21 protein-coding genes and 1 tRNA gene are annotated in these 23,133 nt (G+C 59.2%); 9 read left to right on the plus strand and 13 right to left on the minus strand.

Going from position 1 to position 23,133, the window contains the following annotated elements; genetic code table 11:
* The first annotated feature begins 106 nt into the window (after positions 1–106).
* Complete coding sequence (locus AB4N47_RS13450; protein ID WP_341637908.1) at positions 107–2,956, plus strand: ATP-binding protein; 2,850 nt, start codon at positions 107–109, stop codon at positions 2,954–2,956.
* On the opposite strand, the gene AB4N47_RS13455 is transcribed toward AB4N47_RS13450, so the two are convergent.
* Both AB4N47_RS13455 and AB4N47_RS13460 read right to left on the minus strand, forming a co-directional pair.
* Positions 2,921–4,393 (minus strand): ATP-binding protein, encoded by a 1,473-nt coding sequence (locus AB4N47_RS13455; RefSeq protein ID WP_460154248.1) that lies wholly within the window; start codon positions 4,391–4,393, stop codon positions 2,921–2,923. The genes AB4N47_RS13450 and AB4N47_RS13455 overlap by 36 nt on opposite strands.
* Before the next feature lie 90 nt (positions 4,394–4,483).
* Entirely contained in the window at positions 4,484–5,434 is a 951-nt protein-coding gene (locus AB4N47_RS13460) for a GlxA family transcriptional regulator (RefSeq protein WP_341638024.1), read from the minus strand.
* 220 nt (positions 5,435–5,654) lie between these two features.
* Here AB4N47_RS13460 and AB4N47_RS13465 point away from each other — a divergent pair, with 220 nt between their 5' ends.
* Positions 5,655–6,377, plus strand: coding sequence for a pirin family protein (locus tag AB4N47_RS13465; protein ID WP_341637910.1), 723 nt, complete (start codon positions 5,655–5,657; stop codon positions 6,375–6,377).
* A gap of 41 nt (positions 6,378–6,418) precedes the next feature.
* On the opposite strand, the gene AB4N47_RS13470 is transcribed toward AB4N47_RS13465, so the two are convergent.
* Both AB4N47_RS13470 and AB4N47_RS13475 read right to left on the minus strand, forming a co-directional pair.
* Positions 6,419–6,856 (minus strand): hypothetical protein, encoded by a 438-nt coding sequence (locus AB4N47_RS13470; RefSeq protein ID WP_460154249.1) that lies wholly within the window; start codon positions 6,854–6,856, stop codon positions 6,419–6,421.
* A gap of 249 nt (positions 6,857–7,105) precedes the next feature.
* The gene (locus AB4N47_RS13475) at positions 7,106–7,981 is read right to left on the minus strand and encodes a LysR family transcriptional regulator (protein WP_341637912.1); all 876 of its coding nucleotides are present in this window, start codon (positions 7,979–7,981) and stop codon (positions 7,106–7,108) included.
* Positions 7,982–8,092: 111 nt separating this feature from the next.
* On the opposite strand from AB4N47_RS13475, the gene AB4N47_RS13480 reads away from it, so the two are divergent.
* From AB4N47_RS13480 to AB4N47_RS13495, 4 genes are all read left to right on the plus strand, one after another.
* On the plus strand, positions 8,093–9,292 hold the full coding sequence (locus AB4N47_RS13480; RefSeq protein WP_341637913.1) for a YbfB/YjiJ family MFS transporter: 1,200 nt from the start codon (positions 8,093–8,095) through the stop codon (positions 9,290–9,292).
* Positions 9,293–9,353: 61 nt separating this feature from the next.
* The gene (locus AB4N47_RS13485; RefSeq protein WP_341637914.1) at positions 9,354–10,352 is read left to right on the plus strand and encodes an NAD(P)H-quinone oxidoreductase; all 999 of its coding nucleotides are present in this window, start codon (positions 9,354–9,356) and stop codon (positions 10,350–10,352) included.
* A 113-nt stretch (positions 10,353–10,465) separates the two neighbouring features.
* Positions 10,466–11,410: an alpha/beta hydrolase gene (locus AB4N47_RS13490; protein WP_341637915.1), complete on the plus strand. Its 945-nt coding sequence runs from the start codon at positions 10,466–10,468 to the stop codon at positions 11,408–11,410.
* Positions 11,411–11,462: 52 nt separating this feature from the next.
* Positions 11,463–12,059: a hypothetical protein gene (locus AB4N47_RS13495; protein ID WP_341637916.1), complete on the plus strand. Its 597-nt coding sequence runs from the start codon at positions 11,463–11,465 to the stop codon at positions 12,057–12,059.
* A gap of 60 nt (positions 12,060–12,119) precedes the next feature.
* Here the strand turns inward: AB4N47_RS13495 and AB4N47_RS13500 are convergent, their stop codons facing one another.
* Positions 12,120–12,449, minus strand: a complete 330-nt coding sequence (locus tag AB4N47_RS13500; protein WP_341637917.1) for a hypothetical protein — start codon at positions 12,447–12,449, stop codon at positions 12,120–12,122.
* A gap of 186 nt (positions 12,450–12,635) precedes the next feature.
* On the opposite strand from AB4N47_RS13500, the gene AB4N47_RS13505 reads away from it, so the two are divergent.
* Both AB4N47_RS13505 and AB4N47_RS13510 read left to right on the plus strand, forming a co-directional pair.
* A complete protein-coding gene (locus tag AB4N47_RS13505) occupies positions 12,636–12,911 on the plus strand; it encodes a hypothetical protein (protein WP_341637918.1) in 276 nt (91 codons plus the stop codon).
* A 127-nt stretch (positions 12,912–13,038) separates the two neighbouring features.
* Entirely contained in the window at positions 13,039–13,254 is a 216-nt protein-coding gene (locus tag AB4N47_RS13510) for a hypothetical protein (protein ID WP_016774063.1), read from the plus strand.
* A gap of 80 nt (positions 13,255–13,334) precedes the next feature.
* Here AB4N47_RS13510 and AB4N47_RS13515 read toward each other — a convergent pair whose 3' ends face one another.
* The 3 genes from AB4N47_RS13515 to AB4N47_RS13525 form a co-directional block, all read right to left on the minus strand.
* Positions 13,335–13,622, minus strand: coding sequence for a hypothetical protein (locus AB4N47_RS13515; RefSeq protein ID WP_130902651.1), 288 nt, complete (start codon positions 13,620–13,622; stop codon positions 13,335–13,337).
* Between the two features lie 173 nt (positions 13,623–13,795).
* On the minus strand, positions 13,796–14,821 hold the full coding sequence (gene rtcA, locus AB4N47_RS13520; RefSeq protein WP_341637919.1) for an RNA 3'-terminal phosphate cyclase: 1,026 nt from the start codon (positions 14,819–14,821) through the stop codon (positions 13,796–13,798).
* Positions 14,822–14,982: 161 nt separating this feature from the next.
* Positions 14,983–16,209 (minus strand): RtcB family protein, encoded by a 1,227-nt coding sequence (locus tag AB4N47_RS13525; RefSeq protein WP_341637920.1) that lies wholly within the window; start codon positions 16,207–16,209, stop codon positions 14,983–14,985.
* A 194-nt stretch (positions 16,210–16,403) separates the two neighbouring features.
* Here AB4N47_RS13525 and rtcR point away from each other — a divergent pair, with 194 nt between their 5' ends.
* Positions 16,404–18,008 carry an RNA repair transcriptional activator RtcR gene (gene rtcR / locus AB4N47_RS13530; RefSeq protein ID WP_460154250.1) on the plus strand — a complete coding sequence of 535 codons (1,605 nt, stop codon included), beginning with the start codon at positions 16,404–16,406 and terminating at the stop codon, positions 18,006–18,008.
* A gap of 848 nt (positions 18,009–18,856) precedes the next feature.
* Here rtcR and AB4N47_RS13535 read toward each other — a convergent pair.
* The 5 genes from AB4N47_RS13535 to pheS form a co-directional block, all read right to left on the minus strand.
* Positions 18,857–18,933, minus strand: a tRNA-Pro gene (locus AB4N47_RS13535).
* A gap of 89 nt (positions 18,934–19,022) precedes the next feature.
* On the minus strand, positions 19,023–19,379 hold the full coding sequence (locus AB4N47_RS13540; RefSeq protein ID WP_003179985.1) for a MerR family transcriptional regulator: 357 nt from the start codon (positions 19,377–19,379) through the stop codon (positions 19,023–19,025).
* Positions 19,360–19,662 carry an integration host factor subunit alpha gene (gene ihfA, locus AB4N47_RS13545; protein ID WP_002553164.1) on the minus strand — a complete coding sequence of 101 codons (303 nt, stop codon included), beginning with the start codon at positions 19,660–19,662 and terminating at the stop codon, positions 19,360–19,362. The genes AB4N47_RS13540 and ihfA overlap by 20 nt, the downstream gene beginning before the upstream one ends.
* 3 nt (positions 19,663–19,665) lie before the next feature.
* Positions 19,666–22,044, minus strand: coding sequence for a phenylalanine--tRNA ligase subunit beta (pheT, locus tag AB4N47_RS13550; protein ID WP_341637922.1), 2,379 nt, complete (start codon positions 22,042–22,044; stop codon positions 19,666–19,668).
* A gap of 26 nt (positions 22,045–22,070) precedes the next feature.
* Complete coding sequence (gene pheS / locus AB4N47_RS13555; protein ID WP_003226365.1) at positions 22,071–23,087, minus strand: phenylalanine--tRNA ligase subunit alpha; 1,017 nt, start codon at positions 23,085–23,087, stop codon at positions 22,071–22,073.
* Between the last annotated feature and the right edge of the window lie 46 nt (positions 23,088–23,133).

Here is a 23,133-nt window from a genome sequence, read left to right on the forward strand (position 1 = left end):
GATGCTCAAACCTGAGGATTATGCCCGGACACCCCGGATCAGAAGGCCTGCGCATGCGCCAGGGACTGATTCGCCCTGTCCGCCGCATCACCGCAGGAGCGCGCTGTTGAGTTTCTCCCCGAATCAGGCCATTGCCTTTGGCCCCTATCGGATTCATCCCGGGCAACGATTGCTACTTGAAGGCCAACAGCCTTTGCGCCTGGGACGGCGGGCGATGGACATCCTCCTGATTTTGCTGGCCCACGCCGGTGAAGTGGTGAGCAAACAGCAATTGATGGCCGGGGTCTGGCCAGACAGCGTCGTCGAAGACATCAACCTGCGCGTGCACATGGCGGCGCTGCGTAAGGCGCTGGGCGACGGACAGAACGGTCAGCGCTACATCGTCACCGTGGCGCAGCGCGGCTACAGTTTTGTCGCACCGATCGTGCTCGACAGCATCGAACAAAAACCGGCGATGCCCGTCGCCAGACACAACCTGCCGCTGCGCCGTACGCGAATGATTGGGCGCCAGCCCGTGATCGATCACCTGATCGCGCAACTGCCGCGCCGACGCTGCATCACTCTGGTCGGTCCCGGCGGCATCGGCAAGACCACCGTCGCCCTGCGCGTCGCCGAACAATTGCTCGACCGGTATCGCGACGGCATTCGCCTGGTGGACTTGGCGCCCATCGCCGATCCCGCGCTGATCGGCTCGCACCTGGCGACATTGCTCGATCTGTCCGCACCGGAAGGTGATGCGCAGGCGTGTCTGGTCGATGGCCTGCGTGACCGGCAAATGTTGTTGGTGATCGACAACTGCGAGCACTTGATCGATGCGGTCGCGTCGCTCAGCGAGCAGATTCTGCGGGGGGCGCCAAAGGTGCATATCCTCGCCACCAGCCGCGAGAGCCTGCGCGCGGAGGGCGAATTCGTGCAGCGTCTGGAATCGCTCGAATGCCCGTCCATGTCGACGCCGATGGAGCCGGCTCAGGCGCTGGGCTTTGCTGCGCTGCAACTGTTTGTCGAGCGCGCGACCGCGGCGCGGGAAAGCTTTCAACTGAGTCGCGCCGAGCTACCGCAGGCGATCGAAATCTGCCAGCGCCTGGACGGCATTCCGCTGGCGCTGGAACTGGCCGCCGCGCAGGTCAGCGAATTGGGCATGGACGGATTGCTCAAGCAATTGCGCGAGGGGTTGCCGCCATTGTCGGCCGGACACCACAGCAGCGCCGAGCGCCACCTGACCCTGCGCGCAACGATGGACTGGAGCTTCAACCTGCTCAACGCCTGCGAACAAACCTGTCTGCGGCGACTGGGGATTTTCCGCGGCAGCTTCACGCTCGCCTCGGCGGCAGCGGTGGTCATCGGCCAACAGATCGATCCCGGCGCGGTGTTCACCGCTGTCACGCAACTGGTGGCCAAATCCCTGCTGAGCGTCGAAGTGGGTGACGAAGATGTTTTCTACCGGTTGCTCGACACCACGCGCCACTACGCACTGGAAAAACTCGAACAGGCCAACGAGCTCAGCGCAACCCGCCAACGCCACGCCGAGCGCTGCCTGACACTGATGCAGCAGGCGCAGGCGGATTGGGACAATACTCCGACTGTATTGTGGATGGAGCGCTATGCCAGGGGGCTGGAGGATTTGCGCGCGGCGCTGGACTGGAGCCTCGACGGGCCGGGACCAGATGAGCTGGGCGTGCAGCTGGCAGCCGCGTCGGCACCGTTGTGGCAGGAGCTGTCGTTGCTGCGCGATTACAGCCGCTACGTGCGCCGGGCACTGAGTCTGCTGGACGCTTCGCCAGCAGGCTCGCTCCTGCCGCCCTGCCCTAGCCTGCAAATCGCCTTGAAACTGGCGCTCGGCAGCGCCAGCTATCACACCTGGGGCGGCACGCCACAAACCATCCAGGCCTTCGTCGACGCCTGCCAATTGGCCGAAAAACATGGCGATCTGGCCGGGCAATTGCGTGCAATATCGGGGCATATGGCGGTCAATCTGAGTTGCGGGCATTACCGCATGGCGCTGGCCCAAAGTGAGCAATTCGATCGCATCGGCGTGCACGGCGAGCCATTGCTGTCTCTGAGCACGCATCGCTTGCGCGTGCTGGCCCTGCATTATGCCGGCGACCAACCGCAGGCCCGCGTACATGCCGAGCAGGTGCTGCAACGCATGGCCCACAGCGGCCATCTCAATCGTTTCACCCATGGTTTTGGCGTGCAGTACGACCAGAGCGTCGCTTCGCTGACGGTACTGGCCCGGGTGCTGTGGTTGCAGGGGCTGCCAGAACAGGCATGGCGCGCGGCACGGCAGGCGCTGGATATTGCCGTGCAGATCGACCATGGCACATCGATCTGCTACACGCTGGCGCTGGCCAGTTGTCTGATCGCCCATTACAACGGTGACGCCGCCAACGCCCGCGCGCTCCTGCAATTGTTGCTGGAGCAGTCGCAGAAGCATTCGGTTCTGCTGTTCAATAACTGGGGGCGGCAGTATGCGCAGGTGATCGATCCGGATAATGCCGTGCCCGTACCAGCACAGAGCAGCGGTCTGATTCGGGAAGTGATGGTTACGCTGGATGAGCGTTTTGTCGATGAGGCACTGGTGGAGCGCGCGCGCAATGGCGATGCGGGATGGAGTGCAGCGGAGATATTGCGGGCGCGGGCGGCGGCATTGTTGAAGGGTTCATCCTGTGGGAGCGAGCCTGCTCGCGAATCGGCCTGCTCAGACACCGCTGAAACTCGAGAAGCCGAACAAATCCTGCAACAAGCGCTGATCATCGCCAGAAGCCAAGGCGCGTTGGCCTGGGAACTGCGCAGCGCCACGGACCTTGCTCAGTTATGGCAACGCCAGTCCCGCCATCGCGAAGCATGGGATTTGCTCAGCCCCCTCTACCGGCGCTTCACCGAAGGCTACGCCACCCCGGACTTGCGCAAGGTCCGCCTGCTACTCGACAGCCTGCGCGAGCAGTGTCCGGCCTGACGCATTGCGCGTGCGGCTGAGATAGCGCGCATGACGCTGTTGCAGTTCGAGCCTGTCGTCGCTGCGCTCAAAGCGATCACGGGCATAGCGGCGCACGGTGTTGAGCATCCAATAGCGTGCCGTTGCCCGGTTGGGTTCTTGAATGAGCAGTGACTTGCGCGCCAACCCTTCGATAATTTCGGTCAGCCTGGATCCCGCCAGATCCACGCTGCTGATCACGCTCAGTGCCGCCTCCAGGGTAAAGCCCGTGCTGAACACCGACAGCCGCAGCAGCACACGCTGTTCCATTTCCGTCAGGTACTGGAAGCTCCAATCGATCGCAGCGGCCATCGACTGATGGCGCGGCTCCGCGGTGCGCCGTCCTTGGCCAAGCAACTGCAGACCGTTTTCAACCTGTGCCTGTAAACCGATCAAGCCCAGCGCGTCGATCTGCGCAGCGGCGAGCTCGATCGCCAGCGGCAGACCGTCCAGTTGGCGGCAGATTTCGCGCACACCCGGCAAATCCTGTTGGCGCAAACTGAAGCCCTGCTGCCGCGCTCGCGCGCGATTGACGAACAACTGCACCGCCGGATGACCCATGGCTTCTTCGACGGTGTTCAATGTCGAGCGCTTGGGAATCGCCAGCAGCGGCACGTAATGAACGGTTTCCTGTGGAATGTGCAAGGCTTCGCGGCCGGTGACCAGAATCGACAGGCGAGGCGCAGCATGCAACAGGGTCTCTACCAGAACCGCGCAACTGTCGCGCTGGTGATCGCAGTTATCCAGCACCAACAAGGCGTGCCGGCCCGTCAGTGTGAAAAAGTCTGTCTTCAGGGCGTGCAACAGGTGGTCGAGCAAGAGCTTGTCATCTTCGAGCCTGGCAAGGTCGACCCACCAGGCGCCATCGCGAAAGTATTGCAGCAGCAATTCCGCCACGCGCAGTGCCACAGTGGTTTTGCCAACACCCGGCGCACCGGTAATGGTCATCAAGCGACATACAGGCATTTGTCGAACCAGACTACCGATCAGGGCGTCGCGCCCACTGACTGGCGTCAGTCGTGCCGGAAGATTGTGCAATGGCATGAGCGCGGCAGCGGGCATGGTCAGCGCATCACTGGTGCCCTGCTCCACCGGGGCGACAAAGCTGTAGCCGCACTGCGCCACGTGAATGATGAAACGCTGACCGTTGGTGCCGTCACCCAGTGCGCGGCGCAACGCTGCGATGTGCACCCGCAGGTTGATCTCTTCGACGATCGATGTCGGCCACACACGAGCAATCAACTGCTCTTTGCTGACTACCTCGCCCGCGTGTTCGAGCAGCACCTGCAGAATGTCCATGGCGCGCCCGCCCATGCGTAGCGGCTGCTCCCCTGCAAGGACCAGACGTTGGCGCACATGAAAGGCGTAGGGGCCAAAACGCAGCACCGAACCTTGGCTTGTGTCGTTGTGATTATTCATGCCAAACATCTTGGCACTGTTGCGTGACGATACAACCGCCGGAGCTGACGCAGCACGGACATCCGGCTGCGTCTGACGGACAGAACCGCTCTAGCTGAACTGTTCGCGGTATTGTAACGGCGTAAGACCGAGCTTTTCGGCGAACAACGAGCGCATGTGCCGGACACTTCCGAAGCCGCTTTTGTAGGCGATGGTCTTGAGCGGCAGATCGCCGGTTTCCAACAGGTTTCGCGCGCAGTCAATGCGGGCATTCTGCAGAAACTCCATGGGAGTCATGTTGACGTCACGGGCGAACAGGCGAGCAAAGTGCCGTGCGCTCATATTGGCCAATCCGGCCATGCGCTCGACGGTGAACGCTTCATCCAGATGTTCAAGGACGTAATTCTGTACGCGGGTGATGGGCGTTTCTTGCGGTGAGACGGCCGCCATCAACGGGCTGAACTGCGCTTGCCCACCCTGACGCTTCATGACCACCAACAACACCTTGGCGACGTCCTGGGCGATTTTCTTGCCGTGATCCCTGGCCACCACCGCCAGCGCCAGATCGATGCCAGCGGTCACGCCCCCCGAAGTGATGAGATTGCGATCCTCAACGTAGATCTGGTCGGTGGTCACCGTGGTTTTCGGGAAAGCCTTGATCAGGCGCTCGGTGTAGTTCCAGTGCGTGGTGACGCGATAACCATCAAGGAGGCAGGCATGGCCGAGGATGAATGCGCCGGTACAAATCGAACCGTAACGCTCCGCGCGCGGCACGGCTTTCTTCAGCCAGCCAAACAGCTCGGGAAATCTCTGGTTATAGGCGCCGGGGCCGCCGGGCACCAATAACAGGTCATAGCGCTCGGCCGCCTCGTCGATGTGCAGATCAGCCTGAACCTGTACACCATTGGAAGCCTTGAGCAAGCCGCGCTCCGTCCCTAGTGTCGTCAGTTGATAGTGCAAATCAGGTTTCAGATAACGGTTGGCGACTGAAAACACTTCCAGCGGCCCGGCCATGTCGAGCATCAGAAAGTCGGGGAACAGCACCATTGCCACGGTTTTCATGGGAGGCATCACACATATTCAAGGGTCAATACGCACGCTACAGCCGGGGCATTATGGCCCACTGTGTCGTCATGAGCGTGTTCGAATGCGTGAACCATAACGCAAAACTGTCAACCTGAGCCGGACAGTCTTTCAATTTCCATCTACTTATTGCCTCCCAAGGTAACCAGTAACCTTCTCCTCACTCGGACGAATTCACGTCCAGCCAGGAGATTTCATCATGCTGACTCTTCGCAAAGCCTCCGATCGCGGCCTCGCCAATCACGGCTGGTTGAAGTCGTTTCACACTTTTTCTTTCGCCAGCTACCGCAACCCGCGTGAACAGGGTTTCTCCGATCTGCTGGTGATCAACGATGACCGGGTCGCCGCCGGCAAAGGCTTCGGCCAGCACCCGCACCGCGACATGGAGATCTTTTCCTATGTGCTCGAAGGCGCGCTGGAACACAAGGACACCCTCGGCACTGGCTCGGTGATCCGCCCCGGGGACGTGCAATTGATGAGTGCCGGCAGCGGCGTGGCGCACAGTGAGTTCAACCACTCGGCCACCAAGCCCGTGCACTTTCTGCAAATCTGGATCGTGCCGGATGTCAGTGGCGCCAAGCCGCGCTATCAACAGGAACACTTCAGCGCGCAGAAAAAACGTGGTCGCCTGCAACTGATCATCTCGCCGGACGGTAGCAACGGTTCTCTGAAAGTCCGTCAGGATGCGCGGGTCTATGCTGGATTATTCGACGGCGACGAGAGTGCCACGCTGAAATTGCCGGCCAATCGTTACGCCTACGTCCACGTTGCGCGTGGCAGCGTCGAACTCAATGGCCAAGCCTTGCAGGAAGGCGACGGCGTGCGGGTTCGTGAAGAACAGCTGCTCAATTTGAGCAACGGTGTCGATGCCGAGGTGCTGGTGTTCGACTTGCGGCCTCAAGAGTTGCCAGAAATGCCATGATCTGGCGCGATGCAGAACGGCCTTCCGATGAAGGCCGTTTTTTATTGCGGCGGCACTGTTGAGGGTTGTACGACCGGTTTGGGTGACGATACCTCTTTGCCAATCTGAATCGCTGCCAGCGTGGTTTGGATCGTGGTCAACACCGCCGCCTGATTGGCGAAATGTGCGCCAACCAGCAAGGAAGCCACGCCGAGAAAATGCACAGTGGTGGCCGCCCAGTAATTGGCCTTTACCGTCGATGCCTGCCTGATCGCTTCCCGCGATTCGTCGGCAATTTTCTGCACGCCCATCCACATAACGTCATAACGCTTGTCCCGCTCCTGCAGGGCCTTGTCCCGGTCAAGATAGACCTTGTCCCGTTCCGCCTGAGCAGCCAGGAACCCGCGAATGTCGGCGCGCATTTCTGCCACGCGGCCATCCATCCTCGTCTCGATGGTTTCTATCCTGGCATCGAATTCTTCGCGACTTATGCTGCTCATGATTTGCCTGTCCCGCCCCGCCTCCGATCTGTCCGTGACTGCATATTGATTCACTTCCCTGATTTTCAATTCGACACCTTTCTGCGGCTACGCGGCCTTCCCTGGCTCTTCGTTTCGATGCGTCACTGAGGTCTGCATCGAGCTGCAGTGACAATAGAACTCATCACGGACTACAACAAGCCGGCCCATTCTGTCTCGGACGTAGGCTGTTTCGTCAGCAGTTGTAGCCTCGGCAAAACCCTGAACCACTTATTCGTTTTCCAGCGCAAAAGCCTCAACGATCTGCTCGATGACCGCCCGTACCCGCGCGGTGTGACGCAGGTCGGCGTGGGTGACCAGCCACACTTCATACGGCAGCGGCCGGGTCCGCTCCGGCCAAAGTCTGACGAGGCCGTCGCGTTCGCCCATGTAAACAGGTATCTCGCCTACCCCGAGGCCAGCGGCAATCGAGCGGCGCACCAGAAGGCTGGAGCTGAGCGTGGTGACGATGCGTCCGCGGGTCAACGGTTCAGAGACCAGCGTGAGGTCTTTTTTGCTCTGTAAGTACGGCTGATAGACCACCAGATCATGGCCCTCGAAAGCGCTGCCGGGCTGTGGTTCTCCATGGCGATCGACATAGGCCTGTGCTGCGAAAAGTCCTACAGGCCAACGGGCGATCCGTCGAGCGATGAGATCGGGGTTATCCGGCCGGGTATTGCGCACCGCGATATCGGCCTCGCGCTTGGCCAGACTGAGGATTTGCGTCGACGCATCCAGCTGGATCTGCACGTCCGGATGCTGATCATGCAGGCGCGCCATCGCCGGAATGATGAAGTCAATGGCCATCGAGTCGGTGGTGCTGACCCGTACGTTACCGGTCAGACGGTCATCCAGCCCATGGATGTGCCGCTCCAGTTCCAGCGCCGAATGCTCCATTTTTTCCACACTTTTACGTGCCGCTTCACCAACGGCAGTCAGCGCATAACCGTCGGAGGTTCGCAGGAACAGCGTCGCGCTCAAGGACTTCTCCAGAGCGGTGATGCGCCGCCCTACGGTGGCCTGATCGACACCCAGCACCCGCGCCGCCCCACGCAGTGTCGACTCGCGACAGACCGCTAGAAACACTCGCGCATCATCCCAATTCATACTGATCCTCTTTGGAGCATTTTTGCATCACCGTGCCGCTTAATCGCTGCGTATGCGCAGCAACGATAGCCGATAAGCTGAGCGCCATACACATCTTGTGAGATCGCTATCATGCGTACTGCAAACTCTTCCGGCATCTGGCTGCCGATCTTCGCCGGACTTTGCGCCAGTCTGGTCAGCATTGGTCTGGCGCGTTTCGCTTACACGCCATTGATCCCTTCGCTGATTCAGGCGCAGTGGTTTTCGGCAAACGATGTCGTCTATCTCGGCGCGGCCAATCTGGTCGGCTATTTGATCGGCGCCCTTCTCGGTCGGCCCATGGCCCATCGACTAGGCAACCGCAACGCCTTGCGCCTGATGATGCTGGCAGTCACGGCGGCATTTTTTGCCTGCGCTTATCCGCTGTCGGTGAGCTGGTTCTTCGGCTGGCGTTTGCTGTCCGGGATTGCTGGTGGCGCGATCATGGTGTTGGTCGCGGCAACCGTGCTGCCTCATGTTCCGGCTTCACGCAGAGGCTTGGCCAGCGGCGCAATCTTCCTGGGCATCGGCCTGGGGATTGCCGGTTCCGGAACCATCGTGCCGCCGCTGCTGACTCTTGGCTTGCAGGCAACATGGCTCGGGCTGGGCGCGCTGGCGTTGTTGCTGACCGCGGTGAGCTGGTTCGGCTGGCCTGCGGATACCACGCATGCCGTGGCTGCGCACGCAACGTCGACTGATGAGCCAACACCGTCGGGCGTTTACCTGTTATTCGCTCAATACGCGTTCATGGCCGCCGGGCTGGTGCCTGCCATGGTGTTTCTGGTGGATTACGTAGCGCGTGGATTGGGTGCCGGGGCGCATATCGGCGCGATGGTCTGGGTCATGTATGGCTTGGGGGCGATTGTCGGGCCGGTGACGTACGGTTTTCTGGCCGACCAGCTTGGCGCCCGTACTGGTATTCGACTGGTGTTGGTAGTGCAAGCCATTGCCCTCGGTTTATTGGCCGTCACACATTCGTTTTTGGCGCTGGCTTTACTGGCGGTGATTCTCGGCTCGTTCCCGCCAGGCATCGTGCCGCTGGCCTTGGCCCGGGTGCATGAACTGGTGCCGTCGCATCACCGTCAGCAGATCGCCTGGAGCCGTGCCACTGTGTCATTCGCAACCTTTCAGGCGCTGGCCGGGTTTGCCTATTCGGCATTGTTCAATGCCTCGGGCGGCCAGCACACGCTGCTTTTTGTGATCGCCGCTGGCGCGATCGTCGTCGCTCTACTGCTGGAGCAAGCCATGCGCTGGCTGCCCTCTACAACTGAAACCCGTTGCGCGGCGAACTGAAGGGAATCATTGCGCGCCGCCAGCGCTCCCATCTACACGACCTTTTTCACAGGAATCGACAATGTCACTGCCCAACGAAATGACCCGTATTGAAATCACCGAACCCGGCGGCCCTGAAGTATTGCAAGCCAAGCGTGTGCCTCTGCCAACCGTTGGCGAAGGCCAAGTGCTTATCCGCGTTCACGCTGCCGGCATCAATCGCCCGGATGCCTTGCAGCGCGCCGGCAAGTACCCGATGAAACCCGGCATGGACCCGATCCCCGGTCTGGAAGTGGCTGGCGAAGTGGTCGCGGTTGGCGCCGGAGTAACGCGTTTCGCGGTCGGCGATCGGGTCTGTGCACTGACCAATGGCGGCGGCTACGCCGAGTATTGCGCGGTTCCGGCCGGCCAGACTTTGCCTGTGCCGGATGGAGTCGATTGGGTCCAGGCCGCCGCAGTTCCAGAAACCTTTTTCACCGTCTGGGCCAACCTGTTCGGCCTCGGCGGTGCCAAGGCCGGCCAGCGCGTGCTGATTCACGGCGGCACCAGCGGTATCGGCAGCACCGCGCTGATGCTCTGCCGTGAATTCGGTATCGAAGCGTTCGCCACCGCCGGCAGTCCTGAAAAATGCGCCGCAATCAGTAAACTTGGCGGGCAGCCGATCAACTATCGGGAAGAAGATTTTGCCAAGGTCATTGCCGAGAAGACCGCAAATCAAGGCGTGAACGTGATTCTCGACATCATGGGTGGCTCGTATCTGAACGGCAACATCAGCGCACTGGCAATGGATGGCCGACTGGTGATGCTCGGCTTTCTCGGTGGCGCCCGCGCTAACGGCGTAGATCTGCTGGCGATCCTCGGCAAACGCGCGGTGGTCACCGGTTCGCTGCTACGCGCGCGTACCGCTGCGGAGAAAGCCGCCATCGCCGATCAACTGCAAGAACACGTTTGGCCTGCCCTCAGCGCCGGGCGCTGCCTGCCGATCATCGACAAGGTTCACCCGCTGGCTGACGCGGCTCAGGCCCATGCCCGCATGGAGGGCGGCGATCATATCGGCAAGATCGTTCTACAAGTGGCGTGAGTGATTGCAGCATCTTGTAATCGTTGCACATGCACGGTGGTCGAAAATAATCACGCGCAGACCGAGGCATCTGGTAAAAAGCGTTCTTTGTCTGCGCCGTGGTGAAACGATTAATGTTCCTGTCCTTGCTGACTCGTCTGCGACGCCGCCGCCTGGCATTCGCCATGATGGCCGCGCTGATCATTGGCGTGCCGACGAGTTGTGCGGTGCTGGAACACACCGAGCGCAAACTGCTTTTTCGCATTGAGCCGGGCACTGCCGGCTGGTATCGCGGACTGCCCGGCAGCGTTCAGGAACTCGATCTGCAACCGAAGAGTTTCAAGGCGGGGCAGAACATCCATGCCTGGTGGTGGCCGGCGGAACGTGCCAATGCCCCGGCAATCCTTTACTTGCATGGCGTGCGCTGGAACCTCACCGGACAGTTGTTCCGCATAGAGCAACTACGCGCGGCGGGCTATTCGGTGCTGGCCATCGATTATCGAGGGTTCGGCCAAAGCAAGGGTGATCTACCATCCGAAAGCAGCGTTTATGAAGATGCCCGCGTGGCCTGGGAGCGCTTCCAACTGCTGCAACCGGACCCGAACAAGCGCCTGATCTATGGCCACTCTCTCGGTGGCGCGGTGGCGGTTGATCTGGCGGCCGAACTGGGACAGAACGCGGCGCGCAACCACACACCTCTGCCGGTACGTGGTCTGGTCATCGAATCAACCTTCACTTCCCTCGCCGACGTAGCTGCCGCCGTGGCCAACACCTCGCTTCCTGTGCGTTGGCTCCTGTCGCAGAAATTCGATTCCATCGACAAGATCGCCGACATTCACATGCCACTGCTGGTGGTGCATGGCCTGGCTGATGCCTTCGTGCCGCCGCGCTTCAGCGAGCAGCTATTCAATGCCGCAGAGCAGCCCAAGCGCCTGTTGCTGGTGCCCGGAGCAACGCACAACAACAGCATGGCGCTTGGCGGTCAGGGGTATCGCAAGGCACTGGATGCGTTGATGCAGAGCAAACCGTTGCCGAAGGTTGCCGGGCCGGCGGTGGTCAAAGGCTCTAGCGACTCCTGACCGACGTACTGGCATACTGGCGCCCCTTCCGACACCACAAAAAGGACTGAGTGTGTTAACCCGCCCCAATGCCCAATGGATTTACTACCCGATTTGCTGGCTTGCTGTTCTCTCACTGCTGCTGCACATCGCTTTCTATGACTGGAATCTCCTCACCCCGATCGACGTTGGCGGTACCTTCATAGGTGGAATGGGCGGCCAGCTGTTCGCCAGTGGCTGGGTCGCGGCCACTGTAGCTTTGTTGTTGGCCATGCTGGTGCGCATACCGGGAGCAATTCATGCCTGCATACTCGCGGGCCTTATGCCTTTGGCCATAGGCATGTGGTGGCAGATCAACTATCCCGACGATGCGGAACAGCGCATCTACAGCATCAGCCCTCACGAAATCGGCACCGCGATGCTGATCGGTGCGTTGTTATTGGGGCTCGGCCTGTTTTTGCGTTCCAGACTGAAGAAGCAACGCGCGCCCTCGCGTTGGGCGATGATCGGGAGATCGGCCACGGCGATTCTCATATCGACAGTATTTATTGGCGTGCCCATTTATGTCGCCAGGCAGATGTCACTGCCGCATTGTGCGTTCAACAAAGATGGCCAGCAGTTGACCATATGTTTGAGTGACGACGACAACGAACGCGTGATTGTCGACTGAATATTTCGCCACCGTTCAAAAAACACAAAAAGCCCAACCAGTCAGGTTGGGCTTCTTGGCTTATCGCCGTGCCAACTCGTGGCGTACGCACTGTTCGTAATAGGTCTGCTTGACCGCTGCCGGTTTGAGCTTCGAACTGCTGTTATAGGTCTGCTCGATAATTCCCATCGCGGTCATACGCATCCAGGGCTGCTGGAACCGGCGAACCTGCAATTGCTTGCGCGCGCCATACAGCGAGACTCCGGACAGCTTTGATTGCTGCGCACCGGCAGCAATGTCCGAGCCCCAGGTGCAGGCAAAGCGATGGCCCTTGCTTAACTCTTTTGCCTGCACTCCCGAGGCGATCAAAGCCAGGGAAAGCGTCGCAACGGTGATGACAATCGTCCGCATATAGCCAACCTAACCTTTTGAAAAAAGGCGATTTTGCCGGGGCGAAATGTCTCTAGGGGCCAGCAATTTGCCTGCTCTCAGGATTTTTCTCATCAGGGTGAAATTCGCCGCTCGTCCAGTACCGCGCACCTTTGCCAGACAGGCCTATCCAACGCTGTACATCCCACCGCGCAGAAGGCCCACGTGATGAACAAGAAAATTTTCGCCCTGTCGTTTTTCAGCTTGTGCCTGATCGGCCCGATTCACGTTTCGGCAGCCGAATCCACGGCGGGCGCCGCCACCCCTGCCACCGCCCTGCCCGGCGTCAATCATGCAGAAAGCTCTCGCGACCATGACGAGAAGGCGAACAAGAAAGGCGAAGAGTCCTCGGGCGCCAACGCGGGATCAGAGCCGCATGAGACAGAGAAGGATGCGGCGACGTCGAGCGATTCCAAAGACCTGAATAAAAAACCCGCTCAGTAAGAGTGGATTCGCTTTTAGTAACGAAAATCCGACGCCGAATCTAGCGCAACACTGGGTGATATCAATATGATGCGCGCACTGGCCGCCATAGAGGGCGGCCAGAGGAAAATACATCCAAGGAATGCAAATGAAAGATTTCGTCATCGGCGTCAACAACATCGTTCTCTACATCGCACTGGCGGTCATCCTGATCGTTTCCCTCTTCATGATGAGCCAGAGCTTTCTCTCGGGTCTCGGTATGTTCGTAGGCGGCACCCTGGGCTGGTGCATCGTCTCCGGCTTCTGGTTCGTGCAATCGGCAACCTATGAAGAACTGCGCAAGTTGAACTCGAAAACCAACTGATCTGCGCCGAGTATTCGTTAAAGAGAAAAGGCCAATGTCATCGACATTGGCCTTTTTTTAGCGGCGAAGAGACTAGTTCTTCATTGCTTGGTGCACTGAGCGCCCAGTCCCATGCCCATGGAACCCAGAGCTACCATCGGGCCGCTCGGCAGCTCGCACGTATACTCACCGCTTTCGGTTTGAGCGGTATAGAAAGTTGTATTGAAGTCACTGCGGATGTTGGAAACCTTGATCACGGGTTTGCCGATGGTGGTCTGTGCGCGATTCTTGAGATCACTCTCCCCCGGCTTTACGGTCTGGCATCCAGTGACCGCGAGGACCAGTGTTGCGATTAAAGCGAGAACCGGAATAGTCCTTGATGAGTTCATTGCAGATCGACCTTTTTGATTTTGTACCGGAAAAATTTGACAGTCAGCTGCCAAGCGACAGGACTTTAAGGTCGAGCCGGAACAGGGGCAATTAGGTCGGATGTGCTAATGGCTGAAGGCTAGTGGCGCTCTCAGTGAAGTTTTGCGACTGCCTTCGGGACCGCAGGTCGCTACTAATGAGTTTGTGAAACTGCTATCCGCAAGCGATCACTGCCCTCCTCCTGGCAATCGATACGGACGGGCAAAAACAGCTGGATGACTTCAATGTTGCTGCGCAAATGATCAGTCATGCGCGGCGTGGTGAACGATCCACCGCCGGCCAGCGCCATCGGCAACAGCAACTGATCGGCCAGATGCTCAGCCACCGCAGCACCACTACGCAGCCAGTCAGCAGCCTGATTGATCGCGACATCCGCTACTTTCTCAGCGCGTAACGACACTTGGCCAAATGCGCTGAACACTTCAGTGACGTGTTCGAAAACGTACTCCAGCAATAACACATTGCCCGGGCCGCGTGCCGGATCAAGCGTCACCGCTTGCAGCGCCTCCGCAAGCCAGTTCAACCGCTTGGCCACTTGGCTCAGTTCCCGCTGAGCGACGATAGGCGCAAGTCCGGCAGTCAGCGCCAGAGCCTGCCGTGAAATCGCCTCGCCGCGCTCACACACATCCAGTCGCGTCAGGCGCGACGGCTGCACCGTCACGGCAATCTCGCCACCGCCAGCCGGTACGAAACCATGACGCAGCAACTCCAGCTCGACATTACCGCCCATGCGTCGCAGCAGCGGTAGCCAACTGCGCGAGAGGAAATCCGTCGGCGGTGCCAGCGGATTGTGGGTGCCACCGGAGATCGTCACTCGGCTGGCCTGCGGCGCCCGCAACAAGGCTGGCAACAACGTCTGTAGCACCAGCGTGCAACTGCCCGCCGTGCCAATAGCGAACTGAAAGTTGCCTCCGCTAATCTCGCCCGGTTCGAAGCTCAGGGCTTGCGCCCCCAGATGCGCACCAGATATCTTTGCACCACAAACCTCGGCCGCCGCCATCACGGCTGTCAGATGCTGACGCAGCAATCCCGGACGGCTGCGTCTGGCGCGGATCTGTTTAATACGAAACGCCCGGCCTGTCACCATCGACAGGCTCAGAGCGCTGCGCAGCACTTGGCCGCCGCCGATGGCGCCGTCCAGCTCGATTATTTCTTTCATTGCAAATCCTTACGCGCATAGCCCGACGGTGTCTCTGAGGTACCGTTTAGCCGTCGTGGGTCTTCCTGAGTTCTGATTAATGTTGGTCATCCGCGCTTCAGCTCAGCCGCGATGAACCAGCGCAGTGACGGGTGAAGTGCTCTCTCCTGCGCCGCAGTTCCTTATCCTTTGACGCACACCACTTGACGCAGGGTATGCAGCACTTCCACCAGCTCACGCTGGGCGTGCATGACTTTGTCGATGTCCTTGTAGGCCATCGGAATTTCGTCAATCACCGCTTCGTCCTTGCGGCATTCCACGTGGGCGGTGGCGCGAATCTGATCGGCGACGGTGAAGGTATTCTTCGCCTTCGTGCGGCTCATGGTGCGCCCGGCGCCATGACTGCAGGAACTGAATGACTCTTCATTGCCCAGACCGCGAACGATGAAGCTCTTGGCGCCCATCGAGCCTGGAATAATCCCCAGCTCGCCTTTCTTCGCTGACACCGCGCCTTTGCGGGTAATCAGCACGTCTTCACCGTAATGCCGTTCCTTCTGCACGTAGTTGTGATGGCAGTTGACCGCTTCGAGCGCGACCTCGAAAGGCTTGTGGATGAACTGCCGCGTGGCCTGAATCACTGCGCGCATCATCAGTTCACGGTTCTGTCTGGCGAAGTCCTGCGCCCAGCCCACTGCTTCCACGTAATCATCAAAGTGCTGGCTGCCTTCTACGAAATAGGCCAGGTCACGGTCCGGCAGGTTGGCAATGTGCTGACGCATATCGGCTTGGGCCATCTGGATGAACAGGTTGCCGATAGCGTTGCCGACGCCGCGCGAACCACTATGCAACATGAACCAGACACGGTTGGCTTCATCCAGGCACACTTCGACGAAGTGGTTACCACTACCGAGCGTCCCCAAATGCGCCCGGTTGTTGGTATTGGCCAGTTTCGGATACTTGTCGGTGATCAGTTTGAAGCGCAGCTGCAACCCCGCCCAGGCCTGATCGGCTTGCTGCGGAACCTCGTCCCAGGCGCCTTTGTCTCGCCGCGAACGATTCGAACTGCGGCCGTGCGGCACCGCTTGTTCGATTGCAGTACGCAATCCATGCAGGTTGTCTGGCAGATCTGCGGCCGTCAGCGACGTACGCGCAGCGATCATGCCGCAACCGATGTCGACGCCCACCGCTGCGGGAATGATCGCGCCGACCGTTGGAATCACGCTGCCAATTGTCGAACCCTTGCCCAAGTGCACATCGGGCATGACCGCCAGATGCTTGAAGATGAACGGCATTTTTGCCGTGTTCATCAACTGTGCGCGGGCTTCGCTTTCAACCGGGACACCTTCGGTCCAGAGTTTGATGGGTTTGCCGTTGGCGACTTCGAGGAGCTGATAGGTTCGGTCTTTCATATCTTGGTGTCTATGTTCGTTTCCATCAGCATTGCAGCCGCTGTGCCAGCTTTGGATGCGGCTATGGTTTTCCCTCTATGTTTCTGATTTTAATAGCTTTTATCTCTGTTGCGTTGAGTCTCGATAATCTATAGAAGACAAATCCGACCAGCAAAATTATCATTGCATATCGTCATTTATCTTATGAGATAAGCATGCCCAACAAACGCACGGTCGCCATCGGATTTATCGGAGCCACCCTGGATCGTGTCGGCAAAGGTGCCAGCCGGTGGAATTATTGGCGACCAAGCGTAGGCCTGTGCCAACAAACAGACCTCCCTATCCATCGGCTTGAATTGATTCACGGCCTCGACGCGCGCGACGTCAGCCTCGCCGAGCGTGTCCGAGCGGACATTCAGCAGATTTCTCCAAGCACCGAAGTGCGCCTGCATCCAATGTCGCTGCGCAACCCTTGGGATTTCGAGGAGGTCTATGGCGCCCTGCACGACTTCACCACCGCTTACAACTTCGACACCGAGCACGAGGATTATCTCGTCCACATCACCACCGGCACCCACGTCGCGCAGATCTGCTGGTTCCTGCTCACCGAGGCGCGCTATCTGCCGGCCCGACTGATCCAGACCTCCCCCGCCAAGCGCAAGAGCGAGAACGAGCCCGCCTGCGGCACTCATGCACTGATCGATCTCGATCTGTCGCGCTATGATCGGATTGCCTCACGCTTCGCCAGCAAACGTCTTGAAGGCCTGGAATTCCTCAAGTCCGGCATCGCCACGCGCAACCCGGCCTTCAACCGCTCCATTGAACAGATCGAGCGCGTTGCGCTGCGCTCCAAAGCCCCCATGCTGCTGATCGGCCCGACCGGCGCCGGCAAATCCTTCCTGGCGCGGCGCATCTACGAACTCAAACGCAATCGCCATCAGATGCAGGGACGCTTTGTCGAAGTCAACTGCGCCACTTTGCGTGGCGACGGCGCGATGTCGGCCTTGTTCGGCCACGTCAAAGGCGCCTTCACCGGCGCGCAGAACTCTCGCGATGGCCTGCTGCGCGCCGCCGATGGTGGCATGTTGTTTCTCGATGAAATCGGTGAGCTCGGCACAGACGAACAAGCGATGCTGTTGAAAGCAATCGAAGAGAAACGCTTCTTCCCGCTGGGCTCGGACAAGGAAGTCGAGAGTGATTTTCTGATCATCGCTGGCACTCACCGCGACCTGCGCACCCGGGTCGCCGAAGGCCGTTTTCGCGAGGACCTGTATGCGCGGATCAACCTCTGGACATTCGATCTGCCCGGCCTCGCCGGCCGCCGCGAGGACATCGAGCCGAACATCGACTTCGAACTGGAACGCCATGCTCGAGAACAGGGTGAACGGGTGCGCTTCAATCTCGAAGCACGCCGACGCTACCTGGCCTTCGCCAGCTCACCTGCAGCAGCCTGGCTGGGCAACTTTCGCGAGCTGTCCGCGTCGATTACACGGATGGCAACTTTGGCCGACAGCGGGCGCATCGATGAAGCACAGGTTGATGATGAGATCGATCGATTGCGGTATGCATGGAGCTTGGCGCAACCCTCTGCGCTATCGACTGAGTTGCCAGGAGATGACGAGAGCATGGACTTGTTCGATCGCTTGCAGTTGAAGGCTGTCATTGAGGTGTGCCAGCAGGCGGACAGCCTGTCGGATGCCGGTCGACAGCTGTTCGCTGTTTCCAGGCAGACCAAGGCGCAACCCAATGATGCCGATCGCTTGAGGAAGTACTTGGCACGATTCGGACTTGAATGGGGCGGATTAGTGGGCATGAAGTGACACGGCATTCACGCTCACGGCGCCAATGACTGCTGTAGAAAAAATGAATTAGCCGCCTGATCCCTCGGTCAAGAATTATGAACGCAGTAAATCTGACGAGGTGACAGCAATGACTATCCAGGCAGAGACACTCGTACAACTGACCGAAGCGCTTCAAGAGCGAGGCATGAAGATGGTTTCAGATGTTCATTTCACTCGCGCGCCGTACCGATACAACCACCGCTGGATCTGCATAGTCGAGTAAACACGCTTGTTGCCGGCGTCTGGATCGATCATTCAGGCGCCGGCGCCGCTCGGCTTCGCCCCTGGAACCCAGATGACCGTCTCCATATACATCCCGGCTACGTTGATAGCGGATTCGGTGGCAATAAAAAACCCGGCGCGATGGCCGGGTCTCTCGTACACGATATGAATTCAATGCGCCTATTTCGCGCCGCCGTTGTCGCGACCGGTCTGGGCGTCTTGATCAGAGCCAGGGTTGCCGGGTGGCGGATTCCAGTCCTCTGGTCGTTTGTCGGTACCTTGCTTTGGCTCAGAGTCAGCTTGCTCCAGGCCGGAATCATGGCCCTCGCCAGTGTCAGGGTTTTGCTCACTTGGTCCCGGATATGGCGCTTCAGGGCCATTGTTGTCGTCGATCATCATTCTCTCCCATCAGTGGCGCAGGGGCTGCGCTTAATAAGTGAGAGGAGATCGGGGCACAGAGAGTGCTATTTGCTCGACGAGCGGACATTCTGACCAACCCAAACACTTGGTGATGCGAGTCGCAGGCGTGATCGAGTAGCCCCGAAAATCTCACACACATGAAAAAGGCCAATGCTGTGAACATTGGCCTAACTCATTGAAAAATATGGTCGGGACGGAGTGATTCGAACACTCGACCCCTAGCACCCCATGCTAGTGCGCTACCGGACTGCGCTACGCCCCGACTGATGTTGCTTTCCGTTCTTGACCTCGAAGAACGCTCAAGAATATATCGCAAGCTTTTGAAAACTGGAAGTATTCAAACGCTGCTTTTTATTTCTTGAGTACCACCAGAACGTCTTCCAATTCGGCAATCATCTGCCGAATCATCTGTTTGTACTGTGTGGTGTCATCTTTGGCTTCGTCGCCGGACAGACGCAGACGTGCGCCGCCGATGGTGAAACCCTGATCGTAAAGGAGCGCGCGGATCTGCCGGATCATCAGCACGTCCTGGCGCTGATAATACCGGCGGTTCCCGCGGCGTTTGACGGGGTTGAGCTGAGGAAACTCCTGCTCCCAATAGCGCAGCACGTGTGGCTTAACGGCACACAGCTCGCTGACTTCACCAATGGTGAAGTAGCGTTTGCCCGGGATGACGGGTAGTTCGTCGTTATGACTTGGTTCCAGCATAAGCCTCAACTCGGGCCTTCAACTTCTGCCCTGGACGAAAGGTGACCACACGGCGAGCCGTGATCGGGATTTCTTCCCCCGTTTTCGGGTTGCGGCCAGGCCGCTGGCGCTTGTCCCGAAGGTCGAAATTGCCGAAACCGGACAATTTGACCTGCTCGTTGTCTTCAAGAGCGTGCCTGATTTCCTCGAAAAACAGTTCTACCAATTCCTTGGCTTCCCGCTTGTTCAGGCCCAGCTCTTCATACAGACGTTCCGCCATCTCAGCTTTCGTCAAAGCCCCCATACGTCACTTCCTTAACGTGGCGTTCAACCTTTGTTCGAGCGAGGTGAGGATATTTTGCGTCGTCGAATTCACCTCATCGTCATTAAGAGTGCGCGATGGATGCTGCCAGGTCAAGCCAACTGCAAGGCTTTTTCTATCAGGATCAATACCTTTACCCTGATATACGTCAAACAGCCTGAGCTCTGTGAGCCATTCGCCTGCATTTTCACGGATTACGTCCAGCACAGCCGAGGCCGCGACGTCTTTGTGCGCGATCAGTGCAAGGTCACGACGCACTTCAGGAAAGCGCGACAACTCGTGGAATTTTGGCATTTTACCGAGCGCCACTTCCGCCAGAACCAGCTCGAAGACAAACACCGGACGATCCAGCCCCAGCGCCTTTGACAGCTCAGGGTGAATTGCACCGATATAGCCTACCTCGCGACCTTCACGCTCGATGCGCGCGGTCTGACCCGGATGCAGCGCCGGGTGCTTGCCCGGAGCAAAGGTGAACGAATCCAGGGCACCAGCAAAACCCAATACCGCTTCCACGTCAGCCTTGACGTCGAAGAAGTCAACGGTGTCGCGCCCCTGCGCCCAGCCTTCCGGCAAGCGGCTACCGCAAACAACCCCGGACAGCATCGGCTCTTGCTTCAAGCCTTCAAGCTGACCAACGAAGCGCAGGCCGCTCTCGAACAGACGCACGCGATCCTGCTGACGGTTGAGGTTGTGCTGCAACGCCTTGACCAGACCTGGCCACAACGACGAGCGCATGGCGGCCATATCGTTGGAGATCGGATTGGCCAGCAACAGCGGCTCGACACCTGGATTGAACAGTTCGAACTGACGCGGATCGATGAAGCTGTAAGTGATCGCTTCCTGATAACCACGAGCAACCAGCAGACGACGCAGCTCAGGCAGATCACTCCGCGCTTCGGCCTTGGCTTGTGGCGCCAGACGCGCTTGCGGGTAGCGAACCGGCAGACGGTTGTAACCGTACAGACGAGCCAGCTCTTCGATCAGGTCGACTTCCAGGCTGATATCGAAGCGGTGGCTTGGCACTTCAACGCGCCATTGACCTTCGCCGTCAGCGGTAATGCTCAGGCCCAAGGCACTGAGCAGACGCTCGACCTGTGCCGAATCCATTTCCATGCCGAGCATCTGCGTGATGCGCTGCGCACGCAGAGTGATCGGTGCAATGGATGGCAGATGTTGTTCGCTGACGGTCTCGATGATCGGGCCAGCTTCGCCACCAGTGATTTCCAGCAGCAGGCCAGTGGCGCGCTCCATGGCTTCACGAGCGAGTTGCCAGTCAACGCCACGCTCGTAGCGATGCGAAGCGTCGGTGTGCAAGCCGTAAGAACGTGCCTTGCCGGCAACCGCAATCTGGTCGAAGAACGCAGATTCGAGGAACACATCGCGGGTGGTCGCGGAAACGCCACTGTGCTCGCCACCCATGACACCGGCAATCGCCAGTGCACGAGTGTGGTCGGCGATGACCAGCGTATCGCTACGCAGGCTGACTTCCTGACCGTCGAGCAAAACCAGCTTCTCGCCCTCTTCAGCCATGCGCACACGAATGCCGCCATTGATTTCGGCGAGATCGAAAGCGTGCAGCGGTTGGCCGAGCTCGAGCATCACGTAGTTGGTGATGTCGACGGCGGCGTCGATGCTGCGCACGTCGGCGCGACGCAGACGCTCAACCATCCACAGCGGAGTTGGCTTGGACAGGTCGACGTTACGGATGACCCGACCCAGGTAACGTGGGCAGGCAGCTGAGGCCAGCACCTCGACCGAACGCACTTCGTCGTGTACCGCTGCAACCGCAGTCACCACAGGACGGGTTACCGGCACGGCGTACAGCGCGCCGACTTCACGGGCCAGGCCGGCCAGAGATAGGCAGTCGCCACGGTTCGGGGTCAGGTCGACCTCGATGCTGGCGTCTTCCAGATCCAGATACACGCGGAAATCTTCGCCCACCGGCGCATCAGCCGGCAGCTCCATCAGACCGTCATTGCCTTCACCGACCTGCAGCTCGGCCTGCGAGCACAGCATGCCGTTCGACTCGACGCCACGCAGCTTGGCCTTCTTGATCTTGAAGTCGCCCGGCAGTTCTGCGCCGATCATGGCGAACGGAATCTTCAGGCCCGGGCGCACGTTTGGCGCTCCGCACACGACCTGGAAGGTTTCCGCGCCATTGCTGACCTGGCACACGCGCAATTTGTCGGCATCCGGGTGTTGCTCGGTACTCAGCACCTCGCCCACAACCACGCCGCTGAATGCACCGGCGGCCGGAGTAACGCTATCGACCTCAAGACCGGCCATCGACAGACGAGCAACCAGCTCATCGCGATCTACCTGCGGGCTAACCCAGCCACGCAGCCATTGTTCACTGAATTTCATCCTGCTCTCCTAAGAATTCGTTACGACTAGCGAAATTGCGCGAGGAACCGCAAGTCGTTGTCGAAGAACAGACGCAAGTCGTTCACGCCGTAACGGAGCATGGCCAGACGCTCGACGCCCATGCCGAAGGCAAAGCCGGAGAACTCTTCCGGGTCGATGCCAGACATGCGCAGCACGTTCGGGTGAACCATGCCGCAGCCCATCACTTCCAGCCAGCCAGTCTGCTTGCAGACGCGGCAGCCTTTGCCACTGCACATCACGCATTCCATGTCGACTTCGGCGGATGGCTCGGTGAACGGGAAGTACGAAGGACGGAAACGCACGGCCAGTTCTTTTTCGAAGAACACCCGCAGGAATTCTTCGATGGTGCCTTTGAGATCGGCAAAATTGATATCGCGATCGACCAGCAGGCCTTCGACCTGGTGGAACATCGGCGAGTGGGTGATATCGGAGTCGCTGCGATACACGCGGCCCGGGCAGACGATGCGGATCGGCGGCTGCTTCGATTCCATGGTGCGGACCTGTACCGGCGAGGTATGGGTGCGCAGCAACATGTTGGCATTGAAATAGAAGGTGTCATGCATCGACCGGGCCGGGTGATGGCCTGGGATGTTGAGCGCTTCAAAGTTGTGGTAGTCGTCTTCGACCTCTGGGCCTTCGGCAATGCCGTAGCCAATGCGGGTGAAGAACTGCTCAACGCGCTCCAGAGTCCGGGTGACCGGATGCAGACCGCCAGAGGTCTGGCCACGGCCCGGCAATGTCACGTCGATGGATTCGGCAGACAGTTTGGCAGCCAGCTCGGCTTCTTCAAACAATGCCATGCGCGCATTGAGAACGCCTGTAACACGTTCCTTGGCAACGTTGATCAGCGCACCGACTTGCGGACGCTCTTCGGCCGGCAGATTACCCAGGGTCTTCATCACCTGAGTCAATTCGCCCTTCTTGCCAAGGTATTGAACCCGGATTTGCTCCAGGGCATTGATATCTTCAGCGCTTTGCACAGCCTCTAGTGCTTGAGAGACCAGCGCATCCAGGTTTTCCATGTACAGACTCCAGATACAAAATAGGGGAAGAGCTTGAAGGCTCTTC

It is taken from the genome of Pseudomonas sp. S3_G06, from assembly GCF_054667565.1.

Excerpts from the sequence above, each read along its gene's own strand:
- AB4N47_RS13480 (WP_341637913.1), top strand. The coding sequence starts at position 8,093 with ATGCGTACTGCAAACTCTTCCGGCATCTGGCTGCCGATCTTCGCCGGA.
- AB4N47_RS13490 (WP_341637915.1), top strand. The coding sequence starts at position 10,466 with ATGTTCCTGTCCTTGCTGACTCGTCTGCGACGCCGCCGCCTGGCATTC.
- AB4N47_RS13470 (WP_460154249.1), bottom strand. The coding sequence starts at position 6,856 with ATGAGCAGCATAAGTCGCGAAGAATTCGATGCCAGGATAGAAACCATC.
- AB4N47_RS13510 (WP_016774063.1), top strand. The coding sequence starts at position 13,039 with ATGAAAGATTTCGTCATCGGCGTCAACAACATCGTTCTCTACATCGCA.
- pheS (WP_003226365.1), bottom strand. The coding sequence starts at position 23,087 with ATGGAAAACCTGGATGCGCTGGTCTCTCAAGCACTAGAGGCTGTGCAA.
- ihfA (WP_002553164.1), bottom strand. The coding sequence starts at position 19,662 with ATGGGGGCTTTGACGAAAGCTGAGATGGCGGAACGTCTGTATGAAGAG.
- AB4N47_RS13540 (WP_003179985.1), bottom strand. The coding sequence starts at position 19,379 with ATGCTGGAACCAAGTCATAACGACGAACTACCCGTCATCCCGGGCAAA.
- AB4N47_RS13500 (WP_341637917.1), bottom strand. The coding sequence starts at position 12,449 with ATGCGGACGATTGTCATCACCGTTGCGACGCTTTCCCTGGCTTTGATC.
- rtcR (WP_460154250.1), top strand. The coding sequence starts at position 16,404 with ATGCCCAACAAACGCACGGTCGCCATCGGATTTATCGGAGCCACCCTG.
- pheT (WP_341637922.1), bottom strand. The coding sequence starts at position 22,044 with ATGAAATTCAGTGAACAATGGCTGCGTGGCTGGGTTAGCCCGCAGGTA.
- AB4N47_RS13460 (WP_341638024.1), bottom strand. The coding sequence starts at position 5,434 with ATGAAAACCGTGGCAATGGTGCTGTTCCCCGACTTTCTGATGCTCGAC.
- AB4N47_RS13505 (WP_341637918.1), top strand. The coding sequence starts at position 12,636 with ATGAACAAGAAAATTTTCGCCCTGTCGTTTTTCAGCTTGTGCCTGATC.
- AB4N47_RS13485 (WP_341637914.1), top strand. The coding sequence starts at position 9,354 with ATGTCACTGCCCAACGAAATGACCCGTATTGAAATCACCGAACCCGGC.
- AB4N47_RS13465 (WP_341637910.1), top strand. The coding sequence starts at position 5,655 with ATGCTGACTCTTCGCAAAGCCTCCGATCGCGGCCTCGCCAATCACGGC.
- AB4N47_RS13455 (WP_460154248.1), bottom strand. The coding sequence starts at position 4,393 with ATGAATAATCACAACGACACAAGCCAAGGTTCGGTGCTGCGTTTTGGC.
- AB4N47_RS13475 (WP_341637912.1), bottom strand. The coding sequence starts at position 7,981 with ATGAATTGGGATGATGCGCGAGTGTTTCTAGCGGTCTGTCGCGAGTCG.
- AB4N47_RS13525 (WP_341637920.1), bottom strand. The coding sequence starts at position 16,209 with ATGAAAGACCGAACCTATCAGCTCCTCGAAGTCGCCAACGGCAAACCC.
- AB4N47_RS13515 (WP_130902651.1), bottom strand. The coding sequence starts at position 13,622 with ATGAACTCATCAAGGACTATTCCGGTTCTCGCTTTAATCGCAACACTG.
- rtcA (WP_341637919.1), bottom strand. The coding sequence starts at position 14,821 with ATGAAAGAAATAATCGAGCTGGACGGCGCCATCGGCGGCGGCCAAGTG.